25 protein-coding genes are annotated in these 24,112 nt (G+C 62.2%); 16 read left to right on the plus strand and 9 right to left on the minus strand.

Annotation, left to right across the window (positions count from 1 at the left end; translation table 11 throughout):
* Positions 1 to 41: 41 nt before the first annotated feature.
* The gene (locus tag RPG13_RS01970; protein WP_127288566.1) at positions 42 to 683 is read right to left on the minus strand and encodes a DNA-3-methyladenine glycosylase family protein; all 642 of its coding nucleotides are present in this window, start codon (positions 681 to 683) and stop codon (positions 42 to 44) included.
* Positions 684 to 775: 92 nt separating this feature from the next.
* On the opposite strand from RPG13_RS01970, the gene gluQRS reads away from it, so the two are divergent.
* Complete coding sequence (gluQRS, locus tag RPG13_RS01975) at positions 776 to 1,690, plus strand: tRNA glutamyl-Q(34) synthetase GluQRS (protein ID WP_337124314.1); 915 nt, start codon at positions 776 to 778, stop codon at positions 1,688 to 1,690.
* 236 nt (positions 1,691 to 1,926) lie between these two features.
* Positions 1,927 to 2,265: a hypothetical protein gene (locus RPG13_RS01980; protein ID WP_128285210.1), complete on the plus strand. Its 339-nt coding sequence runs from the start codon at positions 1,927 to 1,929 to the stop codon at positions 2,263 to 2,265.
* Positions 2,266 to 2,352: 87 nt separating this feature from the next.
* On the opposite strand, the gene RPG13_RS01985 is transcribed toward RPG13_RS01980, so the two are convergent.
* The gene (locus RPG13_RS01985; RefSeq protein WP_206637171.1) at positions 2,353 to 2,646 is read right to left on the minus strand and encodes a hypothetical protein; all 294 of its coding nucleotides are present in this window, start codon (positions 2,644 to 2,646) and stop codon (positions 2,353 to 2,355) included.
* A gap of 489 nt (positions 2,647 to 3,135) precedes the next feature.
* Between RPG13_RS01985 and RPG13_RS01990 the strand changes: the two genes are divergently transcribed.
* Positions 3,136 to 4,038, plus strand: a complete 903-nt coding sequence (locus RPG13_RS01990) for a DMT family transporter (protein WP_128285212.1) — start codon at positions 3,136 to 3,138, stop codon at positions 4,036 to 4,038.
* Here the strand turns inward: RPG13_RS01990 and RPG13_RS01995 are convergent.
* The gene (locus tag RPG13_RS01995) at positions 4,008 to 4,859 is read right to left on the minus strand and encodes a YihY/virulence factor BrkB family protein (protein ID WP_095485993.1); all 852 of its coding nucleotides are present in this window, start codon (positions 4,857 to 4,859) and stop codon (positions 4,008 to 4,010) included. The two genes, RPG13_RS01990 and RPG13_RS01995, sit on opposite strands and share 31 nt — an antisense overlap.
* A gap of 57 nt (positions 4,860 to 4,916) precedes the next feature.
* Between RPG13_RS01995 and RPG13_RS02000 the strand changes: the two genes are divergently transcribed.
* From RPG13_RS02000 to RPG13_RS02030, 7 genes are all read left to right on the plus strand, one after another.
* Positions 4,917 to 5,783, plus strand: coding sequence for an SDR family oxidoreductase (locus RPG13_RS02000; protein WP_128285213.1), 867 nt, complete (start codon positions 4,917 to 4,919; stop codon positions 5,781 to 5,783).
* Positions 5,784 to 5,806: 23 nt separating this feature from the next.
* Positions 5,807 to 5,998 carry a twin transmembrane helix small protein gene (locus tag RPG13_RS02005; protein ID WP_095485991.1) on the plus strand — a complete coding sequence of 64 codons (192 nt, stop codon included), beginning with the start codon at positions 5,807 to 5,809 and terminating at the stop codon, positions 5,996 to 5,998.
* 28 nt (positions 5,999 to 6,026) lie between these two features.
* Positions 6,027 to 6,608 carry a cob(I)yrinic acid a,c-diamide adenosyltransferase gene (locus RPG13_RS02010; RefSeq protein ID WP_128243841.1) on the plus strand — a complete coding sequence of 194 codons (582 nt, stop codon included), beginning with the start codon at positions 6,027 to 6,029 and terminating at the stop codon, positions 6,606 to 6,608.
* Between the two features lie 25 nt (positions 6,609 to 6,633).
* The gene (locus RPG13_RS02015; protein ID WP_128243840.1) at positions 6,634 to 7,437 is read left to right on the plus strand and encodes a rhomboid family intramembrane serine protease; all 804 of its coding nucleotides are present in this window, start codon (positions 6,634 to 6,636) and stop codon (positions 7,435 to 7,437) included.
* Positions 7,438 to 7,650: 213 nt separating this feature from the next.
* Positions 7,651 to 8,400 carry an electron transfer flavoprotein subunit beta/FixA family protein gene (locus tag RPG13_RS02020; protein ID WP_095485988.1) on the plus strand — a complete coding sequence of 250 codons (750 nt, stop codon included), beginning with the start codon at positions 7,651 to 7,653 and terminating at the stop codon, positions 8,398 to 8,400.
* Positions 8,401 to 8,558: 158 nt separating this feature from the next.
* On the plus strand, positions 8,559 to 9,488 hold the full coding sequence (locus RPG13_RS02025) for an electron transfer flavoprotein subunit alpha/FixB family protein (protein ID WP_095485987.1): 930 nt from the start codon (positions 8,559 to 8,561) through the stop codon (positions 9,486 to 9,488).
* A 117-nt stretch (positions 9,489 to 9,605) separates the two neighbouring features.
* Complete coding sequence (locus RPG13_RS02030) at positions 9,606 to 10,484, plus strand: 3-hydroxybutyryl-CoA dehydrogenase (protein WP_095485986.1); 879 nt, start codon at positions 9,606 to 9,608, stop codon at positions 10,482 to 10,484.
* A 507-nt stretch (positions 10,485 to 10,991) separates the two neighbouring features.
* Here the strand turns inward: RPG13_RS02030 and RPG13_RS02035 are convergent.
* From RPG13_RS02035 to RPG13_RS02050, 4 genes are all read right to left on the minus strand, one after another.
* Positions 10,992 to 12,716: an adenylate/guanylate cyclase domain-containing protein gene (locus RPG13_RS02035; RefSeq protein ID WP_337124315.1), complete on the minus strand. Its 1,725-nt coding sequence runs from the start codon at positions 12,714 to 12,716 to the stop codon at positions 10,992 to 10,994.
* 271 nt (positions 12,717 to 12,987) lie between these two features.
* Positions 12,988 to 13,626, minus strand: a complete 639-nt coding sequence (locus RPG13_RS02040; protein ID WP_292650946.1) for an NrsF family protein — start codon at positions 13,624 to 13,626, stop codon at positions 12,988 to 12,990.
* A 1-nt stretch (position 13,627) separates the two neighbouring features.
* Positions 13,628 to 14,179 carry a sigma-70 family RNA polymerase sigma factor gene (locus tag RPG13_RS02045; protein WP_337124316.1) on the minus strand — a complete coding sequence of 184 codons (552 nt, stop codon included), beginning with the start codon at positions 14,177 to 14,179 and terminating at the stop codon, positions 13,628 to 13,630.
* A 105-nt stretch (positions 14,180 to 14,284) separates the two neighbouring features.
* The gene (locus tag RPG13_RS02050; protein ID WP_292650942.1) at positions 14,285 to 15,334 is read right to left on the minus strand and encodes a hypothetical protein; all 1,050 of its coding nucleotides are present in this window, start codon (positions 15,332 to 15,334) and stop codon (positions 14,285 to 14,287) included.
* Between the two features lie 56 nt (positions 15,335 to 15,390).
* On the opposite strand from RPG13_RS02050, the gene RPG13_RS02055 reads away from it, so the two are divergent.
* The 5 genes from RPG13_RS02055 to RPG13_RS02075 all read left to right on the plus strand — a co-directional run bounded on the left by RPG13_RS02055 (position 15,391) and on the right by RPG13_RS02075 (position 21,319).
* Positions 15,391 to 16,050: a GNAT family N-acetyltransferase gene (locus RPG13_RS02055; RefSeq protein WP_158302585.1), complete on the plus strand. Its 660-nt coding sequence runs from the start codon at positions 15,391 to 15,393 to the stop codon at positions 16,048 to 16,050.
* Between the two features lie 128 nt (positions 16,051 to 16,178).
* On the plus strand, positions 16,179 to 17,258 hold the full coding sequence (locus tag RPG13_RS02060; protein ID WP_337124317.1) for a cytochrome P450: 1,080 nt from the start codon (positions 16,179 to 16,181) through the stop codon (positions 17,256 to 17,258).
* Between the two features lie 211 nt (positions 17,259 to 17,469).
* A complete protein-coding gene (locus RPG13_RS02065; protein WP_128243835.1) occupies positions 17,470 to 18,477 on the plus strand; it encodes an iron ABC transporter substrate-binding protein in 1,008 nt (335 codons plus the stop codon).
* 176 nt (positions 18,478 to 18,653) lie between these two features.
* On the plus strand, positions 18,654 to 20,240 hold the full coding sequence (locus tag RPG13_RS02070; protein WP_164897534.1) for an ABC transporter permease: 1,587 nt from the start codon (positions 18,654 to 18,656) through the stop codon (positions 20,238 to 20,240).
* A complete protein-coding gene (locus tag RPG13_RS02075; RefSeq protein ID WP_127288553.1) occupies positions 20,237 to 21,319 on the plus strand; it encodes an ABC transporter ATP-binding protein in 1,083 nt (360 codons plus the stop codon). The genes RPG13_RS02070 and RPG13_RS02075 overlap by 4 nt, the downstream gene beginning before the upstream one ends.
* A gap of 139 nt (positions 21,320 to 21,458) precedes the next feature.
* Here RPG13_RS02075 and RPG13_RS02080 read toward each other — a convergent pair whose 3' ends face one another.
* A complete protein-coding gene (locus RPG13_RS02080; RefSeq protein WP_281035171.1) occupies positions 21,459 to 21,941 on the minus strand; it encodes a TOBE domain-containing protein in 483 nt (160 codons plus the stop codon).
* A 41-nt stretch (positions 21,942 to 21,982) separates the two neighbouring features.
* On the minus strand, positions 21,983 to 22,669 hold the full coding sequence (gene tlpA / locus RPG13_RS02085; protein WP_128243833.1) for a thiol:disulfide interchange protein TlpA: 687 nt from the start codon (positions 22,667 to 22,669) through the stop codon (positions 21,983 to 21,985).
* Between the two features lie 35 nt (positions 22,670 to 22,704).
* On the opposite strand from tlpA, the gene argH reads away from it, so the two are divergent.
* Entirely contained in the window at positions 22,705 to 24,105 is a 1,401-nt protein-coding gene (gene argH, locus RPG13_RS02090) for an argininosuccinate lyase (protein WP_127288551.1), read from the plus strand.
* Positions 24,106 to 24,112 lie beyond the last annotated feature (7 nt).

Here is a 24,112-nt window from a genome sequence, read left to right on the forward strand (position 1 = left end):
GAAGTGCCAAAACTGGATGATTTTCATGCTTTTTTGCGGATTTAGGCAGGGGGTGCAGCGTCCCTGCCCTTCAATTCGCGATAATAGGCCCAAAAAAGCCGCGATGCGACACCTCGCCACGGGCTCCATGATTCGGCGAGCTGGATCAGTCTTTTCTCGGGCGGACGCGGCTCGATGCCGAGCGCGTGACCGACCGCGCTCTGCAAGGCAACGTCGCGTGCCGGGAAGACATCGGGGTGGCCGGCGGCAAACAAAAGATAGACCTCCGCCGTCCACGGGCCGATGCCCGACACTTTGGTCATGGCTGTGATCGCCTCCGCGGCATCGAGCAAGCAGAGATGATCAAGGTCGAGGCCATCGACCACCGCCTGGGCCACGGCGATCAGGCCGCGCTGCTTTGGCCGCGACAGTCCGGCCTCGCGAAAAATGGCTTCGTCCGCGGCAAGGATCGCTTGTGGCGTCAGCGGATCGACGAGTTTTGTCAGCCGCCCGAAGATAGCGTCGGCGCTGGCACGGGAAACCTGCTGCGAGACGATGATCGAGGCAAGGCTTCTGAACCCCGGCTCGGAGAGCCGAAGCGGCACCTCGCCGGCCATGCCGCGCACCCTTTCGAGGCGCGGGTCGAGCAGACAAAGCGCGTCGAGCCCTTGTGAGATGTCGTCGAGCGTAGCGATGCGTTGCATGCTTGCTTGTTCCCAGCGCAAAATGGCAATTCGTAATCAGGCTCAAAGTAGCAACTGGCGAAAGCGCCGCACAACCCGATTGCCGCCCAAGGATGACACTCCTGACATTCCGCTTCGCGCCGAGCCCGAATGGCGAACTGCATCTCGGCCATGCCTATTCGGCGCTGCTCAATCAGAAATTGGCGAGGCCAACGGGCGGACGCCTGTTGCTGCGCATCGAGGATATCGACACGACGCGCTGCACGCCGGAATTCGAGGCTGGCATTTTTCGCGATCTCAAATGGCTCGGGCTTGGCTGGGAAGAACCGGTGCGCCGTCAGTCCGAGCATTTCGCGGACTATCAGGCGGTGCTCGATCGGCTGATTCGCGAAGAGCTCGTCTACCCCGCCTTCATGAGCCGTGGTGATATCAGAGCCTTCATTGCCGATAGCGAAAAGCGTGGTCGCGATTGGCCGCGGGACCCGGACGGCGTGCCGCTCTATCCCGCCATCGACAAGGCATTGCCGACCAGGGAACGCAAGCGACGGATCGCCGAGAATGCGCCTTTCGCCTGGCGGCTGGACGTTGGCGCTGCGATGGCGCGCGTCGGCACGGATCTGTCATGGCTGGAATTTTCGGATGAGAGGCTTTCCGCAACACGCGCGGTAGACGCCCGGCCGCAGGACTGGGGCGACGTGATCGTGGCGCGCCGTGAAATCCCGACAAGCTATCATCTCGCCGTCGTCGTCGACGACGCGCTGCAAGGCATCAGCCATGTGGTGCGCGGGCAAGACCTCTATTTCGCCACCGGCGTGCAGCGCCTGCTCCAGGAGGTTCTCGGCCTGCCGCAACCAAGCTACTTCCACCATCGCCTCGTCCTCGGCCCGGACGGACGAAAGCTCTCGAAGAGTCTTGGGGATACCGGATTGGCAGCACTGCGCAGGACGGGCGCCTCGCCAGATGACATCAGGCAAATGGTTGGTTTCTCGCCGCCGGAACCTGTAACCCCGGACTGGACGCTCGGCTAGGCTGTCGCGTCGACTCTGCGGCTTGGCCGGGCCGGGATGCGCCGGCGAATACCACGCTTGCGGCCGCCATCTAGCAACAACCGAGCTCTTTTAGAGTCGGTCAGGATCATTTCATTGCTCCATAGATATGTTTTTTTGAGCTATAGACATTGTTTATTGACCAAATGATTGGATCAGGATAGAAAAATAGAACCATAGTACGAAAAATCGTATCTCAGGGTCAGAAGGAGCAAGGAATGGCGTTCGTGACTGAGGAGAAGCTGGAAGAGGTGGCAAGGGTGTTGCGGGAGGAGGTCTACGAGGCAGAATTTCGCGGAAAAGACCGGGGGCGTTTTGCGATTACGCGTGCACAGCTCAAGCAAGCCCTTGGAGTCGAAAAGCTCCATGCTGCCACGCTTGAAAAGTTGCAGGATCGGGCATTAGAGAAGGGGCTCGTCGTCATCGATCTCGACGACATATTCCCGTGCATTGAGACCCGCGTCGCTAGGACGTATAGGAAGCCCCCCCGGCAAGCGTTTGATCAGTTCTTCCCCCCGGAGGAGGAGGAGCAAATGAGCGCGGAGGACGACGATTAAGCCAAATAGGGCGGCGGGAAACTCTGTCTTCCCGCCGTATGTCCGTGTGCAAGGGTGTTGTTTTGGTGAGCATACGGCGCCCACATTTTATGCTCGGATGGTAATTTCAACGGCCTCAACCGGGACGCCGAACATCGCAGATAGCCCCTCTTTGGCCTCAGCTATCGTGAGTTTCAAAGGCTGGCCGCCTTCCTCGGAAGCAGCTCCGCTTTGGGCTGTTCCAACCTCACTCCCAGGGGTTGGTTCAGGCATTGGCTGGAATACCAGACCGTTGACATCAATTCCGAGGTCTTCGAGCGTGGTGTAGCGAACAGGATTTCTCCAGCCTTTACCCCACGTATTTGGGATGGCGACTTCCGCGTACTCGGAGAACTGGAGCAACCAGCGATCCGGATTTTCGGGTGAGGTTACGACGTCGGAGATTCGGCCAATTAGGAAGGCGGCGCCGTGCGACTCAGGCCCTTCGGCCGACCGCGTGTTGGCGTTTCGAGTACATACTGCAAAGTCATACTTTCGAGCGTGGGCTCGGTTAAGCGCCCACGAACACGTGCCTCCCGCACTAAGAATATGCTCGCGACTCTTAAAAGTAAGAACGGCGATAGCTCGATTTATCTGGTGCATTGGGCGCCCCTTTGGGTTGCGTCGGCTTAGCAAGGGCTGTTTATGCCACAATGTATCAATAAACGCAACCATATTCCTTATAAAAAGTATCGATAATTTTGGGCACCTACTCCGAGAAGGGGTAAATTGCACTCCGCTTCAATTCGGATGAGCCAATGGATCAACCGTTTCGTTTTGCCTGCCGGGTTGAACCGCATTAGAGCAGTCCCGTAGTAAGCGCTTCACCGAACACGCGGCAGCCTCCCGAAAATGCACAGCATCAAGCGGTTCATCCCCGCCTCTTTCGTCGTCCTGTGGGCGACCGGCTTCATTGGCGCGCGTTACGCCATGCCATGGGCGGAACCCTTCACCTTCCTCGCCGCGCGCTTCGTTCTGGCGGCGATCCTGCTGGCCGTTCTGATGGTCGTGCTCGGCTCGAAGAGAGCGACCCGCGCCGAGGCGCTGCACGCCACCGGCGCCGGCATCCTGATGCATGGCGTCTATCTCGGCGGCGTCTTCTGGGCCATCCACAAGGGCATGCCGGCCGGGCTTTCGGCCCTGATCGTCGGGCTGCAGCCGCTGATCACGGCGGTACTCGCCGGCAGATTCCTCGGCGAAGCCATCTTGCCGCGCCATTGGGCCGGTCTCGGCATCGGCCTGATCGGTGTGGTCATCGTGCTCTGGCCGAAGCTCGGCGCACTCGGCGGCGGCGTGACGACTGAGACGCTTGCTGCCGCGCTTGTCTCGGTGCTTGGAATGAGCGCCGGCACGATCTGGCAGAAGCGCTTCGCCTCCGGCGGCGATCTCGTGGCGGCCACCAAATGGCAATATGTCGGCGGTGCATCGGTCATGGCCTTGGCTTCGCTCGCCTTCGAGACACGCACCGTCGTCATCAATGGCGAGCTGATCTTTGCCATGGCATGGCTGGTGCTGGTTCTGTCGATCGGTGCCATCTTCCTCTTGATGGTGATGATCCGCGACGGCGAGATGTCGAAAGTCGCTTCGCTGTTCTATCTGGTCCCGGCCGTCACCGCGGTCATCGCCTGGATATTGTTCGACGAGCAGTTGAGCCTGGTTCAGATCGTCGGCATGGCGATCGCGACGCTCGGCGTCGGGCTGGCAACCGCTCAGCCAACTAAGAATCAGCCAACGCGGGCGCGTGCCTCCAGATAGCGGCTGATCGCGGCATTGAGCTCACCGCCGAGGATGAAGATCGCCGAGACGATGTAGAGGAAGACGACCGCGATCATGATCGAGGCAAGGCCGGCATAGGTTGTCACATAGGACGAGAAACGGTCGAGGTAGGCGGCGAAGATGGTCGACCCGATGAGCCAGGCAATCAGCGTGAAGATGATGCCCGGTATGATCGAGACGAAGCGGCGCTTGCCCGCAGGCAGCCAGTAATGCACCGCGAACAGGCCACCGACGATGACGACGGAGGCGATGATGTAACGCCACAGCGTGATCGTGCCCATATAGGGTTTTATCCATTCGAAATTGGTCTCTGCCAGCCGCGCCAGCAAGGGCGCGAAGACCACGAGCACGCTGATCACCAGAAAACCCGCCGTGGCGATCAGCACGAAGACGATGCTCTGCACCCGGCGATAGATGATGCCGCGCGTTTCGGAGACGCGGTAGGCGCGGTTGAGCGAGGTGCGCAGCGCCTCTATGCCGTTCGAGGCGAAGAAGGCGGCGAGCAGCACGCCATATGTCAGCAGGTCGGTGCGCCGCACGGTAAGCACATTGAGCACTTCGCGCGCGATCGGCTTGGCGATCTGCTCGGGCCAGGTGTCGAAGACGAGATGCACGGCCGTGTCGGCAAAAGCCTGTGCGCCGAAAAAGCTGGCCAGTGTCGTGGCGAAAATCAGAAAAGGGAAAAGCGCCATCAGCGCCGTGATCGCCAGATGACTGGCCATCGCCCAGCCATCGTCCGCGTTGAAATGGCCGAGCGCGTCATAGAGCACGCGTTTGAGGGCTACGATCTTCCGCAACAAGAACCGCGTTCCCTTCGATTGTCTCGACGCCGCGAATATGGGAAGGGATTGCGGCAAATGGCAAGCCTAGGTCAAACCACGCTTCCTCCTGGAGAAGCGTTGCGCACCATCATCGTCACCGGTGCTTCTTCCGGGATAGGCGCCTATTGCGCCCGGGCGCTGAAGGCGGAAGGCTGGCGGGTCTTCGCGACGGCACGTCAGCCAGAGGATATCGCTGCCCTCGAAGCCGATGGCATCGAGGCCTTCTATCTGGACTACCGCGAACCCGTATCGATCGAGACGCTGGTGGCGTCGGTGCTGGAGCGGACGGGCGGACGGCTCGATGCCCTGTTCAACAACGGCGCCTACGCACAGCCCGGCGCAGTCGAGGACCTGCCGGTCGCAGCACTCAGGGAGCAATTCGAGGCGAATGTCTTCGGCTGGCATGACCTCACCCGTCGTGTCGTGCCGGTGATGCGCCGCCAGGGACATGGCCGTCTCGTCCATTGCTCCTCGATCCTCGGCTTGGCGCCGCTGCGCTTTCGCGGCGCCTATTCGGCATCCAAGCACGCGATCGAAGGGCTGATGCTGTGCATGCGTCAGGAACTCCAGGGCAGCGGCATCCATGTCTCGCTGATCGAGCCGGGGCCGGTGACATCGAAGATCGCCAGCAACGGGCTTGTATGGTTTCTCAGGAATATCGATCATGAGAATTCCGTGCACCGCCTCGCCTACGAGGCGCAGTTGCAGCGCCTGCGGGCTGGCGGCAGCACATCACGGCTGAAGCCCGGGCCGGAGGTGGTTCATGCGGCCTTGCGCCATGCGCTTCTGTCGCGGCGCCCGCGACCGCATTATGTGGTAACGGTGCCGGCCAGGATCGGCGTGATCCTCAAACGCATTCTGCCGGCAGCGATGCTCTATCGCCTGCTTGCCAAACGCGCCTGAACGCAATCGACTGGAAACACACTATGGCAACCGTCTTCAACATCCTCGCTGTCCTCGTCATGGTCGCCGTGGTGATCGTGCTGATCCGCGGCCTCATCAACATGATGCGCGGCGGCTCCGCCATGACCTCCAACAAGCTGATGCAGACGCGCGTCTTGCTGCAGTTCGTGGCATTGGTGCTGATCATGCTGGCCGTCTGGTTCACCCGCAAATAAGGCGACCCGCGATTTCAGGAGGCTGAGCGTGGTCAAGCTCAACAAGATCTACACCCGCACCGGCGACGACGGCACCACCGGCCTTGGCACCGGCGAACGGCGGCTGAAATCCGATCTGCGCATCGACGCCTACGGCACGATCGACGAAGCCAATGCCTGCATCGGCATTGCTCGCATCCACACCGCGGCAACATATCCGGCGATCGACGCGATGCTCGGCCGCATCCAGAACGACCTTTTCGACCTCGGCGCCGATCTGGCCGTGCCGGACGACGGCAAGCCGCTCGGCTATGAGCCGCTGCGCATCACCGCAGTGCAGACCGACCGTGTCGAAAAGGACATCGACTTGCTCAACAAGGATCTGCAGCCGCTCAAATCCTTCGTGCTCAACGGCGGCACGCCGGCGGCGGCTGCCCTTCACCTCGCCCGCACGGTGGCCCGGCGGGCCGAGCGCATCATGGTGGCGTTGACGCAGGGCCCAGGCGAGCATGTCAACCGCGAGGCGATAAGATACATCAACCGCGTGTCGGACTTTCTGTTCGTCGCCGCGCGCGCGGTCAATGACAATGGAAACGCCGACGTGCTATGGGTTCCCGGCAAGAACCGCTGAATCTGCCGAGGCGGGAGGGGGTCCGATGTTCATCCCGCTTTACGACACCAACAGGCTGCGCCACATCAAGCTGCAATATGTGACGATCAGCCTGATCGCGCTCAACACGCTCATCTACTTCGCCACCGCGCTTGGCGGCGAGCAGTTTTCCAACGCTGCTGTGCTGGGCCTCGGCTTCATCCCGTCGGTCGTCCACGACAGCGTCGAGCTCGCCCCACAGTTTGTCGTGATCCCCGAGAGCCTGAGCTACGTCACCTATTCCTTCCTGCACGCCGATATTTTCCATCTCGGCGGCAACATGCTGTTCCTCTGGGTGTTCGGCGACAATGTCGAAGACGCGCTCGGCCATGTCCGCTTTCTCGTCTTCTACCTGCTTTGCGCCATCGCCGGGGCCTTCTTCCAGGGTCTGATCGCCTGGGATTCGCAGGTTCCGCTGATTGGCGCCTCTGGCGCCATCGCCGGCGTGGTCGCCGCCTATCTGATCCTCTACCCCAGGGTGAAGGTATGGGTGCTGGCCTTCGCCCGCATCCCGCTGCGCATCCCGGCCTTCATACCGCTCATCCTGTGGATCTTGTTCCAGATCGTGATGTTCGCGGCCGGCGGCGAGGATCAGGTTTCCTGGGCCTGCCATGTCGGCGGCATCATCGCCGGGGCCGTGCTGGTGCTCATCTTGCGCAACCGCGCCGTACCACTGCTTGCCGGCGCGGACGAAGAGGCAGTGGTGGTCGCCGGCCAGGTGCCTGTTGCCGCAGAGCCGACGCCAAGCGACCCGCTGCCGGCGCAGCCGGCGCCGCGCTGGGGACGGGGAAGCGCCTCCAGTCCGGACTGAACCGATTTGAGTGCGTCGCGGATGATTTGCGCGCGCCCCAGATATTGACGTGCGGGGTCGCCGCAACTACGGAAGCTTTCCCACACTAGGCGGTCGGAGACTAGAATTCCGCCCGGAATGTCGGCTTTCGACAACTCTGAAGGGGCGTACGCTGCTATAGCGCGCTCAATTTATCTTGGAAGAGGTTGCTATCGTGAAAGAGGTGACAGGCAAATGAAGATCCTTGTGCCCGTGAAGCGGGTTGTGGATGCGAATGTGAAGGTTCGTGTGAAAGCTGACGGTTCGGCGGTGGAACTCGCCAACGTCAAGATGGCGATGAACCCGTTCGACGAGATCGCGGTCGAAGAGGCGATCCGGCTGAAGGAGGCCGGCAAGGCCGAAGAGATCATCGTTGTCTCGATCGGGCCGCAGCAGGCGCAGGAGACCTTGCGCACCGCACTCGCCATGGGCGCCGACCGTGCCATTCTGGTCAAGACCGACGAGCAGACCGAGCCGCTGGGTGTCGCCAAGGTGCTGAAGGGCGTGGTCGAGGCGGAACAGCCGGGTCTCGTCATTCTCGGCAAGCAGGCGATCGACGACGATTCCAACCAGACCGGCCAGATGCTGGCCGCACTTCTCGGCTGGGCGCAAGGCACCTTCGCTTCCAAGATCGTTATCGATGGCGACAAGGCCAAGGTGACGCGCGAGGTCGATGGCGGCCTGCAGACGGTGGAGCTGAAGATGCCGGCGATCGTCACCGCCGACCTTCGCCTCAACCAGCCGCGCTACGCCTCGCTGCCCAACATCATGAAGGCCAAGAAGAAGCCGCTCGACGAGAAATCGCCCGCCGATTATGGCGCCGACGTCAAGCCGCGGCTGAAGGTGATCAAGACCGAGGAGCCGAGCGGCCGCAAGGCGGGCGTCAAGGTCAAGAGCGTCGCCGAGCTGGTCGATAAGCTGAAGAACGAAGCCGGCGTGTTGTAGGAATTCATGTGATGCCGGCCTGCAAACGGCAGGGTTCTCCGCTTCCGGTGCTCACGTACTGAAGTACGCTCCGCTCCGGTTCTCGAACCCAACCGTTTTCGACTCGGCCTGACATGAATTTGAGACGTCCCCACTGAAGTGGATCAAGGAATAGAGAGATGACAATTCTTCTGATTGCCGAACACGACAATGCGACACTTTCCGACCAGACCGCCAAGGCGCTTTCGGCAGCACTGCAGGTCGGCTCGGACGTGCATGTGCTGGTCGCCGGCAAGGGTGCCAAGCCGGCAGCGGACGCCGCCGCCAAGCTCAAGGGCGTGGGCAAGGTGCTGCTCGCCGAAGCCGACGAGCTCACCGAGCGCCTCGCCGAACCGCTGGCGGCGCTCGTCGTCAGCATAGCCGGTGCCTATGACACGATCATCGCGCCGGCGACCTCGTCGGGCAAGAATGTCGCGCCGCGCGTGGCGGCTCTGCTCGATGTCGCGCAGGTGTCCGAGATCATCGAAGTGGTGTCGTCAGACACCTTCAAGCGGCCGATCTATGCCGGCAACGCCATCCAGACGGTGCAGTCGAGCGACGCCAAGAAGGTCATCACCGTGCGCACTGCCTCCTTCCAGGCCACACCCGAGGGCGGTTCCGCCCCGGTGGAGACGGTCCAGGCGGCGGCCAATCCCGGCCTGTCGATCTTCGTCGAGAACAGGCTTTCCGAGACCGATCGTCCGGAGCTGACTTCGGCCAAGATCATCATCTCGGGCGGCCGCGCGCTGGGCTCTTCGGAGAAATTCCAGGAGGTCATCCTGCCGGTCGCCGACAAGCTCGGCGCCGCCGTCGGCGCCTCTCGTGCCGCTGTCGACGCCGGCTACGCGCCGAACGATTGGCAGGTCGGCCAGACCGGCAAGGTGGTGGCCCCCGATCTCTACATCGCCGTCGGCATCTCCGGCGCCATCCAGCACCTCGCCGGCATGAAGGATTCCAAGGTCATCGTCGCCATCAACAAGGACGAGGAAGCGCCGATCTTCCAGGTCGCCGACTACGGTCTCGTCGGCGACCTTTTCGTCATTATGCCGGAACTGCAAAAGGCGCTTTGACGCTATCTGGCAAAGCGTATTAAATAGTGAGGGGTGGGGTAGACGAAGTCACCCCGCCCTTTTAGTTTGCACCGCACAAAAAGCAGGCCGCAAAGGCCTTTTGACGGGATCGGTGTAATGAGCAAGATCGAGACGATCGGCATCATCGGCGCGGGCCAGATGGGTGGCGGCATCGCCCATGTGTCCGCGCTTGCGGGCTACAAAGTGCTGGTCTACGACATCTCACCCGACCGCATCGAAAAGGGCATCGCCACGATCAGCGGCAACATGGCCCGCCAGGTCGGCTCCGGCAAACTTGAGGAAAAGCTGCGCAATGACGCGATGGCGCGCATTTCGGCAGCGCCCACCATGGCCGACCTTGCGGGTGCCGATCTGGTGATCGAAGCGGCGACCGAGGACGAGACGGTCAAGCGCAAGATCTACGCCCAACTCTGTCCGCAGCTCAATCCCGAAGCCATCCTGGCGACGAACACCTCGTCGATCTCGATCACACGTCTCGCCGCGCAGACCGACAGGCCGGAGCGTTTCATCGGCATCCATTTCATGAATCCGGTTCCGCTGATGAAGCTGGTCGAACTGGTGCGCGGCATCGCCACCGAGGACCAGACCTTCGAAGCGGCAAAGGCCTATGTGAACCATCTCGACAAGACGATCACCGTCTCGGAGGATTTTCCGGCCTTCATCGTCAACCGCATCCTGCTGCCGATGATCAACGAGGCGATCTACACGCTCTATGAGGGGGTCGGCTCGGTCGACGCGATCGACACCGCCATGCGGCTCGGCGCCAACCATCCGATGGGACCGCTGCAGCTCGCCGATTTCATCGGCCTCGACACCTGCCTGTCGATCATGCAGGTGCTGCATGACGGCCTGTCGGATTCGAAATACCGCCCCTGCCCGCTGCTGGTGAAATATGTCGAGGCCGGCTGGCTCGGCCGCAAGACCGGGCGCGGCTTCTACGACTATCGCGGCGAGCATCCCGTTCCGACGCGCTGACCGGCGATACGAGCCAACGGACATCGCGCGCGGTCGCGCTGAGTGAAGACCGCGTCGGGCTGATCCTTGCCCGAAGCCCGATGGATTTGGCTCAAACCAGCCCGGCAGAGCGTTTCACGTCGAGCATTTTGCGGCCAACAGGAACCACTTGGCGCACAAACGCAACTAAAACAAAGATAGAGCGGAATGCCGGATCAATCCAAACGCATTCCGCTTTAGAGTCAAAACTCAATCAGCGGGATGCCGCCAATAGCCGAGATGGATGGTTTCTGCCCTCCGCCTCGCCAATCGGAACGAGTAGGCAGCGCCATCTTTGGGCATTCACGATACGAACGCGAAACGCCGCATTCGTCACCCACTCCGCGCGTATCCTACGGCCGGGGCAAGAGGCGCGGTGTTCCGCAACCTCAACGGACGGACTATCGTTTGCGACCGCGAAGCCATCCGCATGCGTTCCGGTGAACTCGCCGCGTGGTGTAAATTTTCAATGTCCCATTGGCGGCCTACTTACTCCGGCAATCCGGCGTTGCGCAGGCCATCGAGCAGAGGTTTGAGCGCATCTCGGTGAGCATAAGGATTCACAGCGATCAGTTCCCGCGATGAGATGCTGGGTCTAAGTTCGCGAGCCTTCGCCAGCGCATTCGCAGCGAGAGCGGCATGGCCGAGATGGTCATGGGCGGCCGCCAGTGTGAGCCAAGCGGGGTGATCCTTTTTTGGCATGTTGTCCAAGGCCGCTACGACTTCGCCATATCTCCTCAGTTCCAACAAAATTTTGGCGCGAATTACCCAGAACCAGTGTGGTGGAAACGGGGTTCTCTTCAGCGCGTCGTCGATTGAAGCCAGAGCCTCCTCCGGCCGGCCGGCGTATCGCAACCAATTCGCTCGGTCCGCGCGAATTTGCGCATCGGCCGGATTGAGAGCGACGGCGCGGTCGAAATGGACGCCGGCCCGTTCGTATTCGCGGAGCCACACCATGACCATGCCGTTGGCGTGGTGGACCGTCGGATCGTTGCTGTCCAACTCCATGGCTCTTTGTGCGGCAAGTGACGCTTCGTGCAGCGTTCGTGGATCGGTGTCGAACCAGTAGCGGCCGAGGAGAGCGATCGCCAGCCAGGCGTGAGCGTGCGCAAAATCGGGATCGATCGCCGTCGCGCGGGAAAAAAGCGGAACGGCCTCCTTCTCCATGTTGGCGTCGGCCAGCTCCCGGCCCTGCAGGAAAAAGTCATAGGCCGTCCAGTTCGACGTTGGCCGCTTGCGCACCTGAAGAGCAGCAGCGGCCACCATTCGCCCCTCGAGCGTCGTCACGATTGCTGCCACGACTTCGTCCTGCACAGCAAAAATGTCGTGGCATTCGCGATCATACCGCTCCGCCCAGACGTGGTTGCCTGTCCTTGCGTCGATCAACTGTGCAGTAATGCGAATCCGCTCGCCCGCCTTCCGCACACTACCTTCGATGACGTAGTTCGCGCCCAGATCGCGGGCGGCCTGCATTGGGTTGATGCCCATCCTGGCAAGATGGAACGAAGCGTGACGCGCCGCGACGGTAAGATTTCTGAACCGCGACAATTCGGTGGTGATGTCCTCCGTGATGCCGTCCGAAAGGTATTGTTGACTGGGATCGCCGCTCAGATTGTCGAATGGCAAAACGGCAATGGAGGGCTTGGCAGCAGACGTCGTTGCGGCCCGCCCGCCCACTTGACCAGTACTCGTTTCCACACGGTAAACCCGCACCGGTCTGACGATATTCTTGAGCTCCACCTCGCCCATGTCCTCGAAGGCAGCGTTGCCTTTGCCTCGCAATTCCTCATGAACCTTGGCCGAGACGCAGACCCCGCCTGGCTCTGCCAAGGCTTCGAGGCGAGCCGCAACGTTCACACCGTCGCCATAGATGTCCGAGCCCTCACCGATCACGTCGCCCAGATTGATGCCGATACGCAGCAATATGCGGCGGTGCTCGGTGACGGATTGGTTGGCCTCCGCCATTTTGGCCTGTAGTTCGACTGCAGCCTCGACCGCGTTCACCGCGCTGGTGAACTCCATCAGCACGCCGTCGCCCATAAGCTTGACGATCCGCCCGCCGCGATCGCGAACGATCGGCTCCAGGATTGCCTTGCGCCGCTCCTTCAGTGCCGCCAGCGTACCCGCCTCATCCGCCTCCATCATTCGGCTGTAGCCGACCACGTCGGCCACAGCGATGGCGGCAAGACGGCGCTTGACGCGTTCATCAGCCATTAAGTGATCGCCTCACTGGTTGGATCGATGGTATTTGCGCCGCACGGAAGAGTCCATCGTGGCCAGCAACGAGAACGGCTACCTGGGGTGGAATGATGGTCTCCTACCCCTTTCGGGACATTGAGCCTTCAACAGTCAATGACTGCTTCGGGTCAGGGCTTGCCGTAGAAGTTCTCCGAGCGAAAGGGCCGCAACGGGGTCGAACGAGGTCGTTCAGAAATGAAATGAGTTTTGACGTTAGAGCATCACGGTCTCCGCTCGCGGGCCGTCGCTACCAGCGCACGAAAATCCGGGCGCCGAGCGCGCCGAGCGCGGCGAGGACGGCAATCGCGATCGTGTACCAGGTGGCGACGAAAAGCGGCGAGTCGTCGAAGCAGTGTGCGGCATAGAAAGTTGCCGCCAGCCCACCGGCGAGCAGGCCCGCCACCGTTCCGGCAAGCACCGGCCGCGTCGGCGCGCCATAGCGCAGCACCGCTATGAAGACGGCAAGCGGACCGATGCCGATCAGCGGAATGGACGTCAGGCAGATAACCATGTTGCTGCCGACCAGCCGTGTGCCCCAGTCGGCCGCAGGCACGGAAAGGAGCTCCAGAACCACCGCAATGATCACCAGCAGCGGTGCGGCAATCATCCAGGCCGCCGCCCTGCCTGTCGATGCACTGGGTGTGGACAGGGCCCGGATCAAGGCGAAGGCGCTGACGGCCAGAGCAGTCGTGAAGACGAACTTGGAGAGGAAGCGCATCGTATGCATGGCGGTCGCGATGTCGGCGCGTGGGCCGATCGCCAGCCAGAAAACCACCGCCGCGATCACGGTAGCCGCACCGGCGGCCACCCACCAGGCCGAGCCAAGCGGCATCGCCGTGCCGCGGGCATCGGCGTCAAGCGCCTTGATGAGATCGTCAGTCCTCATGTCATTCCCGCCCGAATTGTTTGGCCCCGGACCGTTTGGCGATGGCGGCAAGTCCGCGATGTAGCGACACGCGCACCGCCGTCTCGCTGATGCCGAACTTCGCTGCCGTCTCGCCGATGGAACGGCCTTCGACCGATACAGATGAGACCACGGAACGCTGCGCCGGCGGCAGGCCGTCCAGCGCCCGGTTGATGTCGCGCTCGCTGACTGTCTCGGCCTCCGGTTCGGCGAAGGTCTCGGCGATCTCGTCGATCTCGATCTCGACACGCCGCCCGCGCCGCCGAAAGGCGTCGATCAGCTTGAAGCGCGCAATAGCGTAGACCCAGGGCAGCACAGCCAGATCCTGACGCCACGTATGCCGTTTCACATGAATGGCCAGCAAGGTTTCCTGCACGACATCCTCGGGATCGACCCCGCCGTGGACGATCTTGCGCCTGACAAAGCCGCGAACGAGAGCAGCCGTCCGGTGCAGAAAGTCGGCGTAAGCCCTTTCATCTCCCGCGATCGCGGCCCGCATCAGCCGGGAAAGCTCGGCCTCGTCCTTGCCGGTCACAAGAGTTCACTCCCGATATTCGCGCCTCGGCGCTGGTTTGTTACGTGGCCGGCGAAATAATGTCCAAGCCAAACTATGGGAATGTCACGAAGATTTGCAGACGGCTCAGTGCCTAGAGCCGAGCACCGCGTCCCGGACAAACCTCAAACCTTTTCGGACGACCAACTTCCTGCGCCTTTTCCGGTACTCGCGCCGCAGCACCGCAAGAACTTCGAAATGCGTTCTATCGAGTTCCGCAGTCGATGACGGGTCGCGCGCATGCGGCAGCGCCAAAAGAGCATCGGCATGCATGTTGGCGTAGGGCATTGAATCATATTTGTCGAAAGGTGTTGGCGGATAACTCAGGACGGTCGGGTTGGTGTTGATCTCGAAGACCTGAATGCGGCCACCGACGATCGTGTAGTCGATCCGACCATATGTAATCGAGGCCTTTTCGAAAATCGCCATCAGATCCGGCGCATGGGGATTGTCCCTTACATAGTCCAGGTGCTGTTTTCTTGTAGCTTGCAGAATGCCCCTTCCAGGGTCCTTGATGAACCATTCTTCGTTGGCAAAACAATGCTGTGCGTAGGTCCGATCGCCGACGCGATAGGCCGCGTATTTTCGGTACAGGCCATCGGGGCCGGCCTTCGATCCGAATTCGACCACCATTGGTCGGACGAACTTCATGTCAGGCAGGGCGGCGAGAGCATTGTCCAGCTCGCGACGCGCTTGCAATAGCCGTGGCGCCTTGTAAGCGGCGCCTGTCTCGTCGCGTAGAAAAACGGGATAGCGTATATCGTCGGGCAGAGCATCTGGCCGGTGGACCTGGAAATTGTTGATGCCGTCCGCAAACAGTTTGCGCAGCAAATCGAAACGCTGAAAACTCTCTCGCGGATGATTGAGCTGAACGACGTGAGGTTGTTCCAGCTCCAATTTGCGGGCGAGCTCCGAGGCCGCATCGATTTCAACCCCACTCAGTCGGTCCATGTCGGACCAGATTACCGTTCCCGCAGAAAGCGACCCTAGAAGAGTTGCCTGTTCATAGGGGACCAAGCGAAAAAAGTTCTGCAAATCTTTTCGATAATAGAGAAGAAAGCTCGCCTGGGTGTAGGTATGCAGGCGATGGCAAACATAAAAAATCATCGGAAAATCAGCCGTTGCGGGGTCGCGCATGCACGACTAGCAAATAGAGATCATGCATTCTACACGGCATTGGCGGGCTGCCCTTCATGACAACCAAAAACATCAGATTTCACTCCCTCGACAAAGAAGACGTGCCGCGGATGGCCGAGATGGAGAATGCCGCATGGGGACCGCTTGGTGCCGGAGCGGACACTATCCGTCGTCGACTTTCCCTAGGGCATACGATGATCGCGGCCTCCATTGATAGTCTTGTCGCAGGCGCAATCTGCTTCGTAGAGACCAATCAGGATCCGCACGACACCGCAAAGTTTCCAAAGACCTTCTCCGCCTATTCTTCGATGGCCCGAAGTGAGCCTGCGCTTTCGCTCTATGTCTATAATCTCGGTGTGCGTCCGGAGTTCAGAGGAACCGATATCGCGCGTCGTCTGCTTTCCGAATTGATCGAGCACGGACGCCGGGTCGGTGCACGCTGGTTGGTGGGAGACGGACGCTGTCCGTCCTACGCAGGCGCGCAGCACGACACTCCCGACAAGGTGCTTCCGGATCAGAGGTTTCGCGCGACCATCGACGACTGGCACCGTACCGGCGTGACGCCTCCGGTGAAATCCATAATCCGGGATCCGCTGCTGCGATTCTACCGACGGGTACTGAACTGCGAATTTCTGCATCTGGCGCCTGGATTTCTGCCGGAGGATGCAAGCTCCGGGGGCTATCGTGTTATCTTTGCGGTGGATGTCACCCAATGATATCAGCCAAGCTTTTCAACCCTTTCGCTCTCGGCAACGATCGGTTTCCAGAATTCGCGCGGCGCCGGGCGACCGGGGGAGCAGCTTGGGGCGAAGCACCTTACCCCGAAGTGGGCCAAGCGTATTACGTGTTCAGCCATGCCCTGGTTTCGAAGGCGCTGAAACACCCGTCGCTTTTGCAAGCGCCGCCCGGCGCTTACCAGGCGACCCGGCAAAAGATCACCGCTAATTACGCGCTCGATCTGCTGACGAAATCCATGATGTTGTCGGATCCTCCGCAACATCTACAACTTCGCCGCCCGCTCGCGGGATCGCTGACGCCATCCCTGAGTGCGCGTCTCTTCGACAGCCTGTTGTCCACAGCATTACATTTGACGCAAAAGGCCACGGAAAAACCAGACTTCGACGCAGTGCGCGATCTGGCCGTCCCTTTGTCGTTCTCAACTTTGGAGAACATCCTCGGCATTGATATCGATAACCCGTGGTCGATGGGAGAGGATGCACAATGCATGGCCAAAGCACTGGAGATGAGACCTGAAGGCGTGGACCCCGACGCCAATGATGCCTGCCGCCGGCTGGAACTCTGGGTGTCGTCCGCGATCGACAAGGGTGCGATACGGCCAAACGGCATGGCCGCGCAGATGCTAGCAGAGGTCGAAGCCGGCCGCTGGCACCGCGACGACGCCGTTGCCAACATCGTGTTTCTCCTTTTTGCCGGACAGGCGACGGTTGTCGACACGTTCGGCAACGCGCTTGTTGCGCTTGAATGCTTCCCCGACCAGCGGAAACTTCTTGAAGACGGACGCGTAAGCTGGCTGTCCGCAGCGGAAGAACTGCTTCGCTATTGCGCTCCGGTTCACTATGCCGGAGCACGGATCGCTGCGAACGACTTCGATTTTGACGGTGTCGCCATCCGTGCCGGACAGGCTGTCGTCCCAGTGCTTGCCAGCGCCAATCGCGATGCGGCGGTTTTTCCGGCAGGCGACCAGCTGGACCTGAACGCCGCCGTCTCCGCTACCCTCACCTTCGGCACTGGCTTGCATGTCTGTCTCGGGCAGCATGTCGCCCGGCTGGAGCTAGCCGCCCTGCTGGAGGCACTGTTCACAAAGGCTGGAGGCTGGCGCCTGGACCTTCCCAGGGTTGTCAGACGACCCTCGGTGCTGCTTTACGGCCTGCAAACCGCTCCCCTGGTTTTGCCTTTCGCGTAGAAAACGCCACGGAACACGACCAGCTCCCGGCGACGCTTTGCTGCGGCCAGAGGAGACACACGTGCCTGCTCACACAAAATTGTCCGTCCGGCGCGGCTTTCGCGTTTCGATACTTGATTAACGCAGTGGCCAATGTTGACTACACCGGTCAGGAATTGATAGGTGCAGCCTTGCTAAATCAAGACCATCGAGATCGAGAGGGATGACGTCCATGAAATATGCTCTTTCCGCCCTTGCCGGTGCCACAGCACTTGCAATCAGCCTGATCACCGGCCCGGCGATGGCCCAGGACGGCGGCATCGTCGTCTACAATGCCCAGCATGAGAGCCTGACTAATGCCTGGGTGGAAGGTTTCACCAAGGAAACCGGCATCAAGGTCACCGTTCGCCACGGCGGCGACAGCGATTTCTCCAACCAGATCGTCGCCGAAGGCGCCGCCTCGCCGGCGGACGTGTTCCTGACCGAGAATTCGCCGGCTATGGCCTTGGTCGAGGCATCAGGCCTGTTCGCGCCGGTCGATGCCGACACGCTGGCGCAGATTCCGCAGGAGTATCAGCCGGCCAGCGGCAACTGGGTGGGCGTCGCCGCGCGCAGCACCGTCTTTGTTTACGACAAGACCAAGCTGAGCGCCGAGCAGTTGCCCAAGTCGCTGCTTGATCTCGCCGATCCAAGCTGGAAGGGACGCTGGGCCGCTTCGCCCTCCGGTGCCGATTTCCAGGCGATCGTCAGCGCGCTTTTGCAGCTCAAGGGTGAGGCCGCAACGGCCGACTGGCTGAAGGCGATGAAGGAAAACTTCACCGCCTACAAGGGCAACAGCACGGTGATGAAGGCGGTCAATGCCGGCGAGGTCGAAGGCGGCGTGATCTATCACTATTACTACTACGGCGACCAGGCCAAGACCGGTGAAAACAGCAAGAACATCGGGCTCCACTATTTCAAGAACCAGGATCCGGGCGCGTTCGTCTCGGTTTCCGGCGGTGGCGTGCTGGCCTCCAGCAAGCACCCGAAGGAAGCCCAGGCATTCCTGAAATGGGTGACCGGCAAGGGTGGTCAGGAGGTGCTGAAGACCGGCAATTCCTTCGAATACGCGGTCGGCAAGGGTGCGGAGTCCAATCCGGCGCTGGTGCCGCTAGCCGATCTGCAGGCGCCGAAGGTCGACGCGACGACACTGAACTCCAAGAAGGTGACCGATCTGATGACGGCAGCCGGCTTGCTTTAGTCGGCGTTCGTCCTAAAAGGGCAACCGACTGCGCTCCTGCGGGACTTCGCTTTCCGCAGGAGCGCTCTGTTTTTCGAGATGGCATTCGTCCATGACGACAGACTGCGTTTTTGGCCGCGTTTGCGACCCTTCGATCGTTTCCGCCACCGGGCGGCAGCGGCGCGGCGTCTGAGCTGATGCAGTCTGCGGCCGATCTTGCACGTTCAGGCTCGCCGACCGGCATGGTGGCTGGGCAATGGACGCGCCGGCGGCCCGTATCCTGGATTTCGCTCGCCGCCATCCTGGTCTCACTTTTCTCCCTGCTGCCGCTCGCCTTTATCATCTGGATTGCCGTGCAGACCGGCTGGGAAACCGTATCGGCATTGGTCTTCCGGCCACGCGTCGGCGAGCTCCTGGTCAACACCCTTCTTTTGGTGGTGCTGGCCGTGCCGATCTGCATCGTGCTCTCGGTGGCGCTGGCCTGGCTGACCGAACGCAGCGATCTCCCCGGGGCCCGCCTGTGGGCCTGGCTGTCGGTGGCGCCGCTCGCCATCCCCGCCTTCGTCCACTCCTATGCCTGGATCACCCTGGTCCCGGGACTGCACGGCCTGTGGGCCGGCGTCCTGGTTTCCGTCGTCGCCTATTTCCCGTTCCTCTATCTGCCGGTGGCGGCAGCTTTGCGCCGGCTCGATCCTGCCCTCGAAGATGCTGCGGCAGCCGTCGGCCTCGGGCCGTGGCGCGTGTTCCGGCGGGTGGTCTTGCCGCAGCTCAGGCTCGCCATCTGCGGCGGCTCGCTGCTGGTCGGCCTGCATCTCCTGGCCGAATACGGCCTCTACGTGTTCATCCGCTTCGACACCTTCACCACGGCAATCGTCGACCAGTTCCAGTCGACCTTCAATGGACCGGCCGCCAACATGCTGGCGGCGGTGCTGGTGACATGCTGTTTCGTGCTGCTCGGGATCGAAGTGCTCGTGCGCGGCGAGGAGCGCTATGCCCGCGTCGGCTCGGGCGCAGCGCGTCCCCTGCAACGCACAAGGCTCGGCCGCGCCACGATCCCGTGCCTGCTGCTGCCGGTCGTCACCGCACTGCTGGCGCTGGGCGTACCGTTCGTCACCATCGGCCGCTGGCTTGTGGCCGGCGGTGCCGATGTCTGGCGCCTCGACGAGATCGGCCTGGCGCTCGGCCAGACCCTGTTCCTGGCGCTCGCCGGCGCCCTGCTCGCTACCGTCGCCGCCATGCCGATGGCCTGGATCTCGATCCGCGCGCCCGGACCGCTGCAGCGTCTTCTGGAAGGCTGCAACTACATCGTTGGATCGCTGCCCGGCGTCGTCGTGGCGCTGGCGCTGGTCACCATCACGGTGCGCATCGCTTTGCCGCTCTACCAGACCCTGTTCACGATCCTCGTTGCCTATGCGCTGATGTTCCTGCCGCGCGCCCTGATCAGCCTGCGGGCATCGATCGCGCAGGCGCCGGTCGAGCTCGAACGCGCCGCCGCAAGTCTCGGCCGATCACCGCTCAAGGCGCTATGGTCGACGACGATCCGCCTGTCGGCGCCGGGTGCCGCGGCGGGCATGGCGCTGGTGGCGCTCGGCATCATGAACGAATTGACCGCCACGCAGATGCTGGCGCCCAACGGCACCCGCACGCTGGCGATGGCGTTCTGGGCCCACAGCGGCGAGATCGACTATGCATCCGCCGCACCCTACGCTCTCATCATGGTGGCGATGTCGCTGCCCCTGACCTGGCTGCTCTATGTCCAGTCGAAGCGGATGGCCGGACGATGAGCTTCCTCGAACTCACCAATGTGCACAAGCACTACGGCCCGGTGGCCGCACTGGCCGGCGTCGATCTCAGCGTGGCCAGTGGCAGCCGCACGGCGATCGTCGGGCCGTCCGGCTGCGGCAAGACGACCTTGCTGCGGTTGATCGCCGGCTTCGAGCCGCCGGACCAGGGCCGCATCGTGCTCGACGGCGAGGTACTGGCCAATGGCGGCGCCGCCGTGCCCGCATATCGGCGGAGCATTGGCGTGGTGGCGCAGGACGGCGCCCTGTTCCCGCATCTGACCATCGCCGCCAATATCGGTTTCGGCATGGGACGCCACGAGGACAAGCGCACCGAGCGCATCGTCGAGCTCGCCTATATCGTCGGGCTCGACAAGGCGATCCTGAAGCGTCGGCCGCACGAGCTCTCCGGCGGCCAGCAGCAGCGTGTGGCGCTAGCCCGCGCCATGGCCATGAAGCCTCGGCTGATGCTGCTCGACGAGCCGTTCTCGGCGCTCGACACGGGTCTGCGCGCCTCGATGCGCAAGGCTGTGGCCGAGCTTCTGGAGGCCGCCGGCATCACCACGATCCTGGTCACGCACGACCAGGCCGAGGCGCTGTCCTTTGCCAGCCAGGTCGCGGTGATGCGCGACGGCAAGTTCTCGCAAATCGGCACGCCGCGCGAGCTCTATCTCAAGCCGAAAGACAGGATGGTTGCCGAATTCCTCGGCGATGCCATCATCCTGCCGGCCAAGATATCAGATGGCTTCGCCAGCTCGCCGCTCGGCCGCATCGCCGTCGACAGCACCGAGCGGCGCGATATCGTCCGCATCATGCTGCGGCCGGAACAGGTGCTGCTGAAACGGACGTCGCGTGAAGGCATGTCGGGCACGCCGGATATGCTGTTCGGCGAGGTGACCGAGTCCGAATTCGCCGGCTCGATGTGCACCATCGCGGTGCGGCTCTTGAACAGCCCCGATCCGCCGGACGCCGCCGCAATCGGCAACACGCCGTTGATCCTGCGCAAGCCCGGCATGGACACGCCTGCCGTTGGCGAGATCGTCCTGCTGACTGTTTCCGGCAAGGCGCATGTGTTCGCCTGAATGGGCGCCCGGCCCGCGCCCTAGCGCTATCCGGCAGCAAACTTCGACGGTTCTGGCCGAAACAGCGGCGGCATCGTCCCCTCCCTTTGCTTGCCGGCCACCCGGAGCGGGCGGCAACGAGCTTGCTGGTGATTGCAAATCAGTGTGCGGGGACCGGCACGGAAGCCTTGAACGTATCGAGACGGCTCCCCGTTTGCGACGAGAAGAAATGCATCTCATCAGGCGAAAACATGAGCCCGACCGCCGTTCCGGGTGCCGGATGGACGGCTTCCGATGTCACCGCGCAAAAGGATGCCCCGTCGAGATCCACATAAACCACCCGGCCAGCACCCAATTCCTCGACGAGGTCGACCGTGGCCTTGAGCGCGCCCGGCGTGCCGGGCGCAACTAGACGCACGGCTTCCGGCCGGATGCCGGCAGCGACCAGCGTCCCCACCGGCAGGCCCACCCGCGGAATGGCCAGACGCCGGCTGCCGCCGAGCAACGACAGGCCATCGAGCTCGACGGCGCCTTCCAGGATATTCATCGCCGGCGCGCCGATGAAGGTCGCCACGAAACGGCTTGCCGGGCGCTTGTAGATTTCGCCAGGCGTGCCGACCTGCTCGACACGGCCGCCATTCATCACCACCAAATCCGTTGCGATTGCCGTGCGCCCAGGGGCGCCTAGTCCGACTTGGCGAGTGCCATCTCGACCAGCCGCCTCGCATCCGGCCCTGACCATTCGGCCGGGCCGTTCATATGGGCGATCAGGCAGCCTTCGCCGTCAATCAGCATGGTCACCGGCAGGCCGAGAGCCAGGCCGCGCGTCTTGAGATCGTTGAACAGCGCCATTGTCGAATCGCGGTAGTAGCCGAGCGCCTCGACGCCGGTTTCCTCGAGGAACTTTTTCGGCTTGGCGTCGTCGCCGGCATCGACGTTGACCGCGATGACTTCGAAGGCGTCGCTGCCCATTTCTTGCTGCAGCGCGTCGAGCGCCGGCATTTCGGCTCGGCAGGGCGCGCACCATGTCGCCCATAGATTGAGCAGCACCGTCTTGCCGGCATGGTCGGCGAGCGTCATCGGCTTGCCGCCGGGGTCGTTGAAGGCGAGGTTTTTCAGCGATTGCGGCGGATCGGCCGGCAAAAGTGCGGCAACCTGGCCGGTAGCAGCCGCCGCGACCGTCTTGGCACGATCGGCCTTGGCAGTGCAGGCGACATCGTCCTTGCTGTCGCCAACGGCAACTTGAGCGGGCGCGTTGTTGCCAGAACCGCTCTCGCTGACATATACCGCGACCGCGCCGGCCAGCACGCCCGCCACCAAAGCGGCGAGGATGAGGCGCGGGGCCGGGAAAAATTTATTGCCGTCTGCCATTTTCTAAAAACTGCTCCGGAGCACGGGTTATAGCGATGAGCGACAAGAAGGCCAGCAACCAGATGTGGGGCGGACGTTTTGCCTCGGGTCCGGCCGCGATCATGGAAGCGATCAATGCGTCGATCTCGTTCGACCGCAAACTCTACGCGCAGGACATCAGAGGCTCGATCGCCCATAGCGAGATGCTGGCGCAAACGGGCATTATTTCGGCGGCCGATCAAGAAAAAATCGCCCACGGGCTGAACACGATCCTGGCAGAGATCGAGGCGGGAAAGTTCGAGTTCTCGACCAGGCTGGAAGACATCCACATGAATGTCGAGGCTCGCCTTGCCGAGCTGATCGGCGCGGCTGCCGGCCGCCTGCACACCGCTCGCTCTCGCAACGACCAGGTGGCGGTCGATCTCAGGCTATGGGTCAAGGACGAGTGCTTTCGCGTCGCCGAGGCGCTGAAGGGCCTGATCACGGCGTTCCTGGAACGGGCCGAGGAGCATGCGGCAACGGTGATGCCGGGTTTTACCCATATGCAGGCGGCGCAGCCGGTGACCTTCGGCCACCATTGCATGGCCTATGTCGAGATGTTTTCGCGCGACCTGTCGCGTGTTCGTGACGCCATCGAGCGGATGGACGAAAGCCCGCTCGGTGCTGCCGCCCTTGCCGGCACCAGCTTTCCGATCGACCGGCACCAAACGGCCAAGGCGCTCGGCTTCCGCGAGCCGATGCGCAATTCCCTGGACAGCGTTTCGGACCGCGATTTCGCGCTGGAATTCTTAGGGCTGGCGGCAATCTGCGCGACGCATCTGTCGCGGCTGGCCGAAGAGATCATCATCTGGTCGACGCCGCAATTCGGCTTCGTCAGGCTGTCGGACTCATTCTCCACCGGCTCCTCGATCATGCCGCAGAAGAAGAACCCCGACGCCGCCGAGTTGGTGCGCGGCAAGACCGGCCGCGTCACCGGCCATCTGGTCGGCCTGCTGACTGTCATGAAGGGCATGCCGCTGACCTACGGCAAGGACATGCAGGAGGACAAGGAATCCGTGTTCGACGCCGCCGAGACGCTCGACCTGATGCTGGCGGCAATGACCGGCATGGTGCGCGACATGACGGTGAACGCTGCCACCATGAAAAAGGCGGCGGGTGCCGGCTATTCGACCGCGACCGACCTTGCCGACTGGCTGGTGCGCACGCTCGGCCTGCCGTTCCGCGAGGCGCACCATGTCACCGGCCGCGCGGTGGCGCTGGCCGAAGAGAAGAAGATCGGGCTCGACAGGCTGCCGCTGGAAGACTTGCAGTCCATTCACCCAGGCATCACCGCGGACGTGTTTTCGGTGCTTGCCGTGCAGAATTCGGTGAAGAGCCGCACGAGCTTCGGCGGCACCGCGCCGTCGGAAGTGAGGAAGCAGATTCGGTACTGGAAAAAGCGCATCGCCAAGGCGTGATGCCGGG

The sequence above is a fragment of the Mesorhizobium sp. ISC15 genome (assembly GCF_037162615.1).
In the GTDB taxonomy this organism is placed as follows: domain Bacteria; phylum Pseudomonadota; class Alphaproteobacteria; order Rhizobiales; family Rhizobiaceae; genus Mesorhizobium; species Mesorhizobium mediterraneum.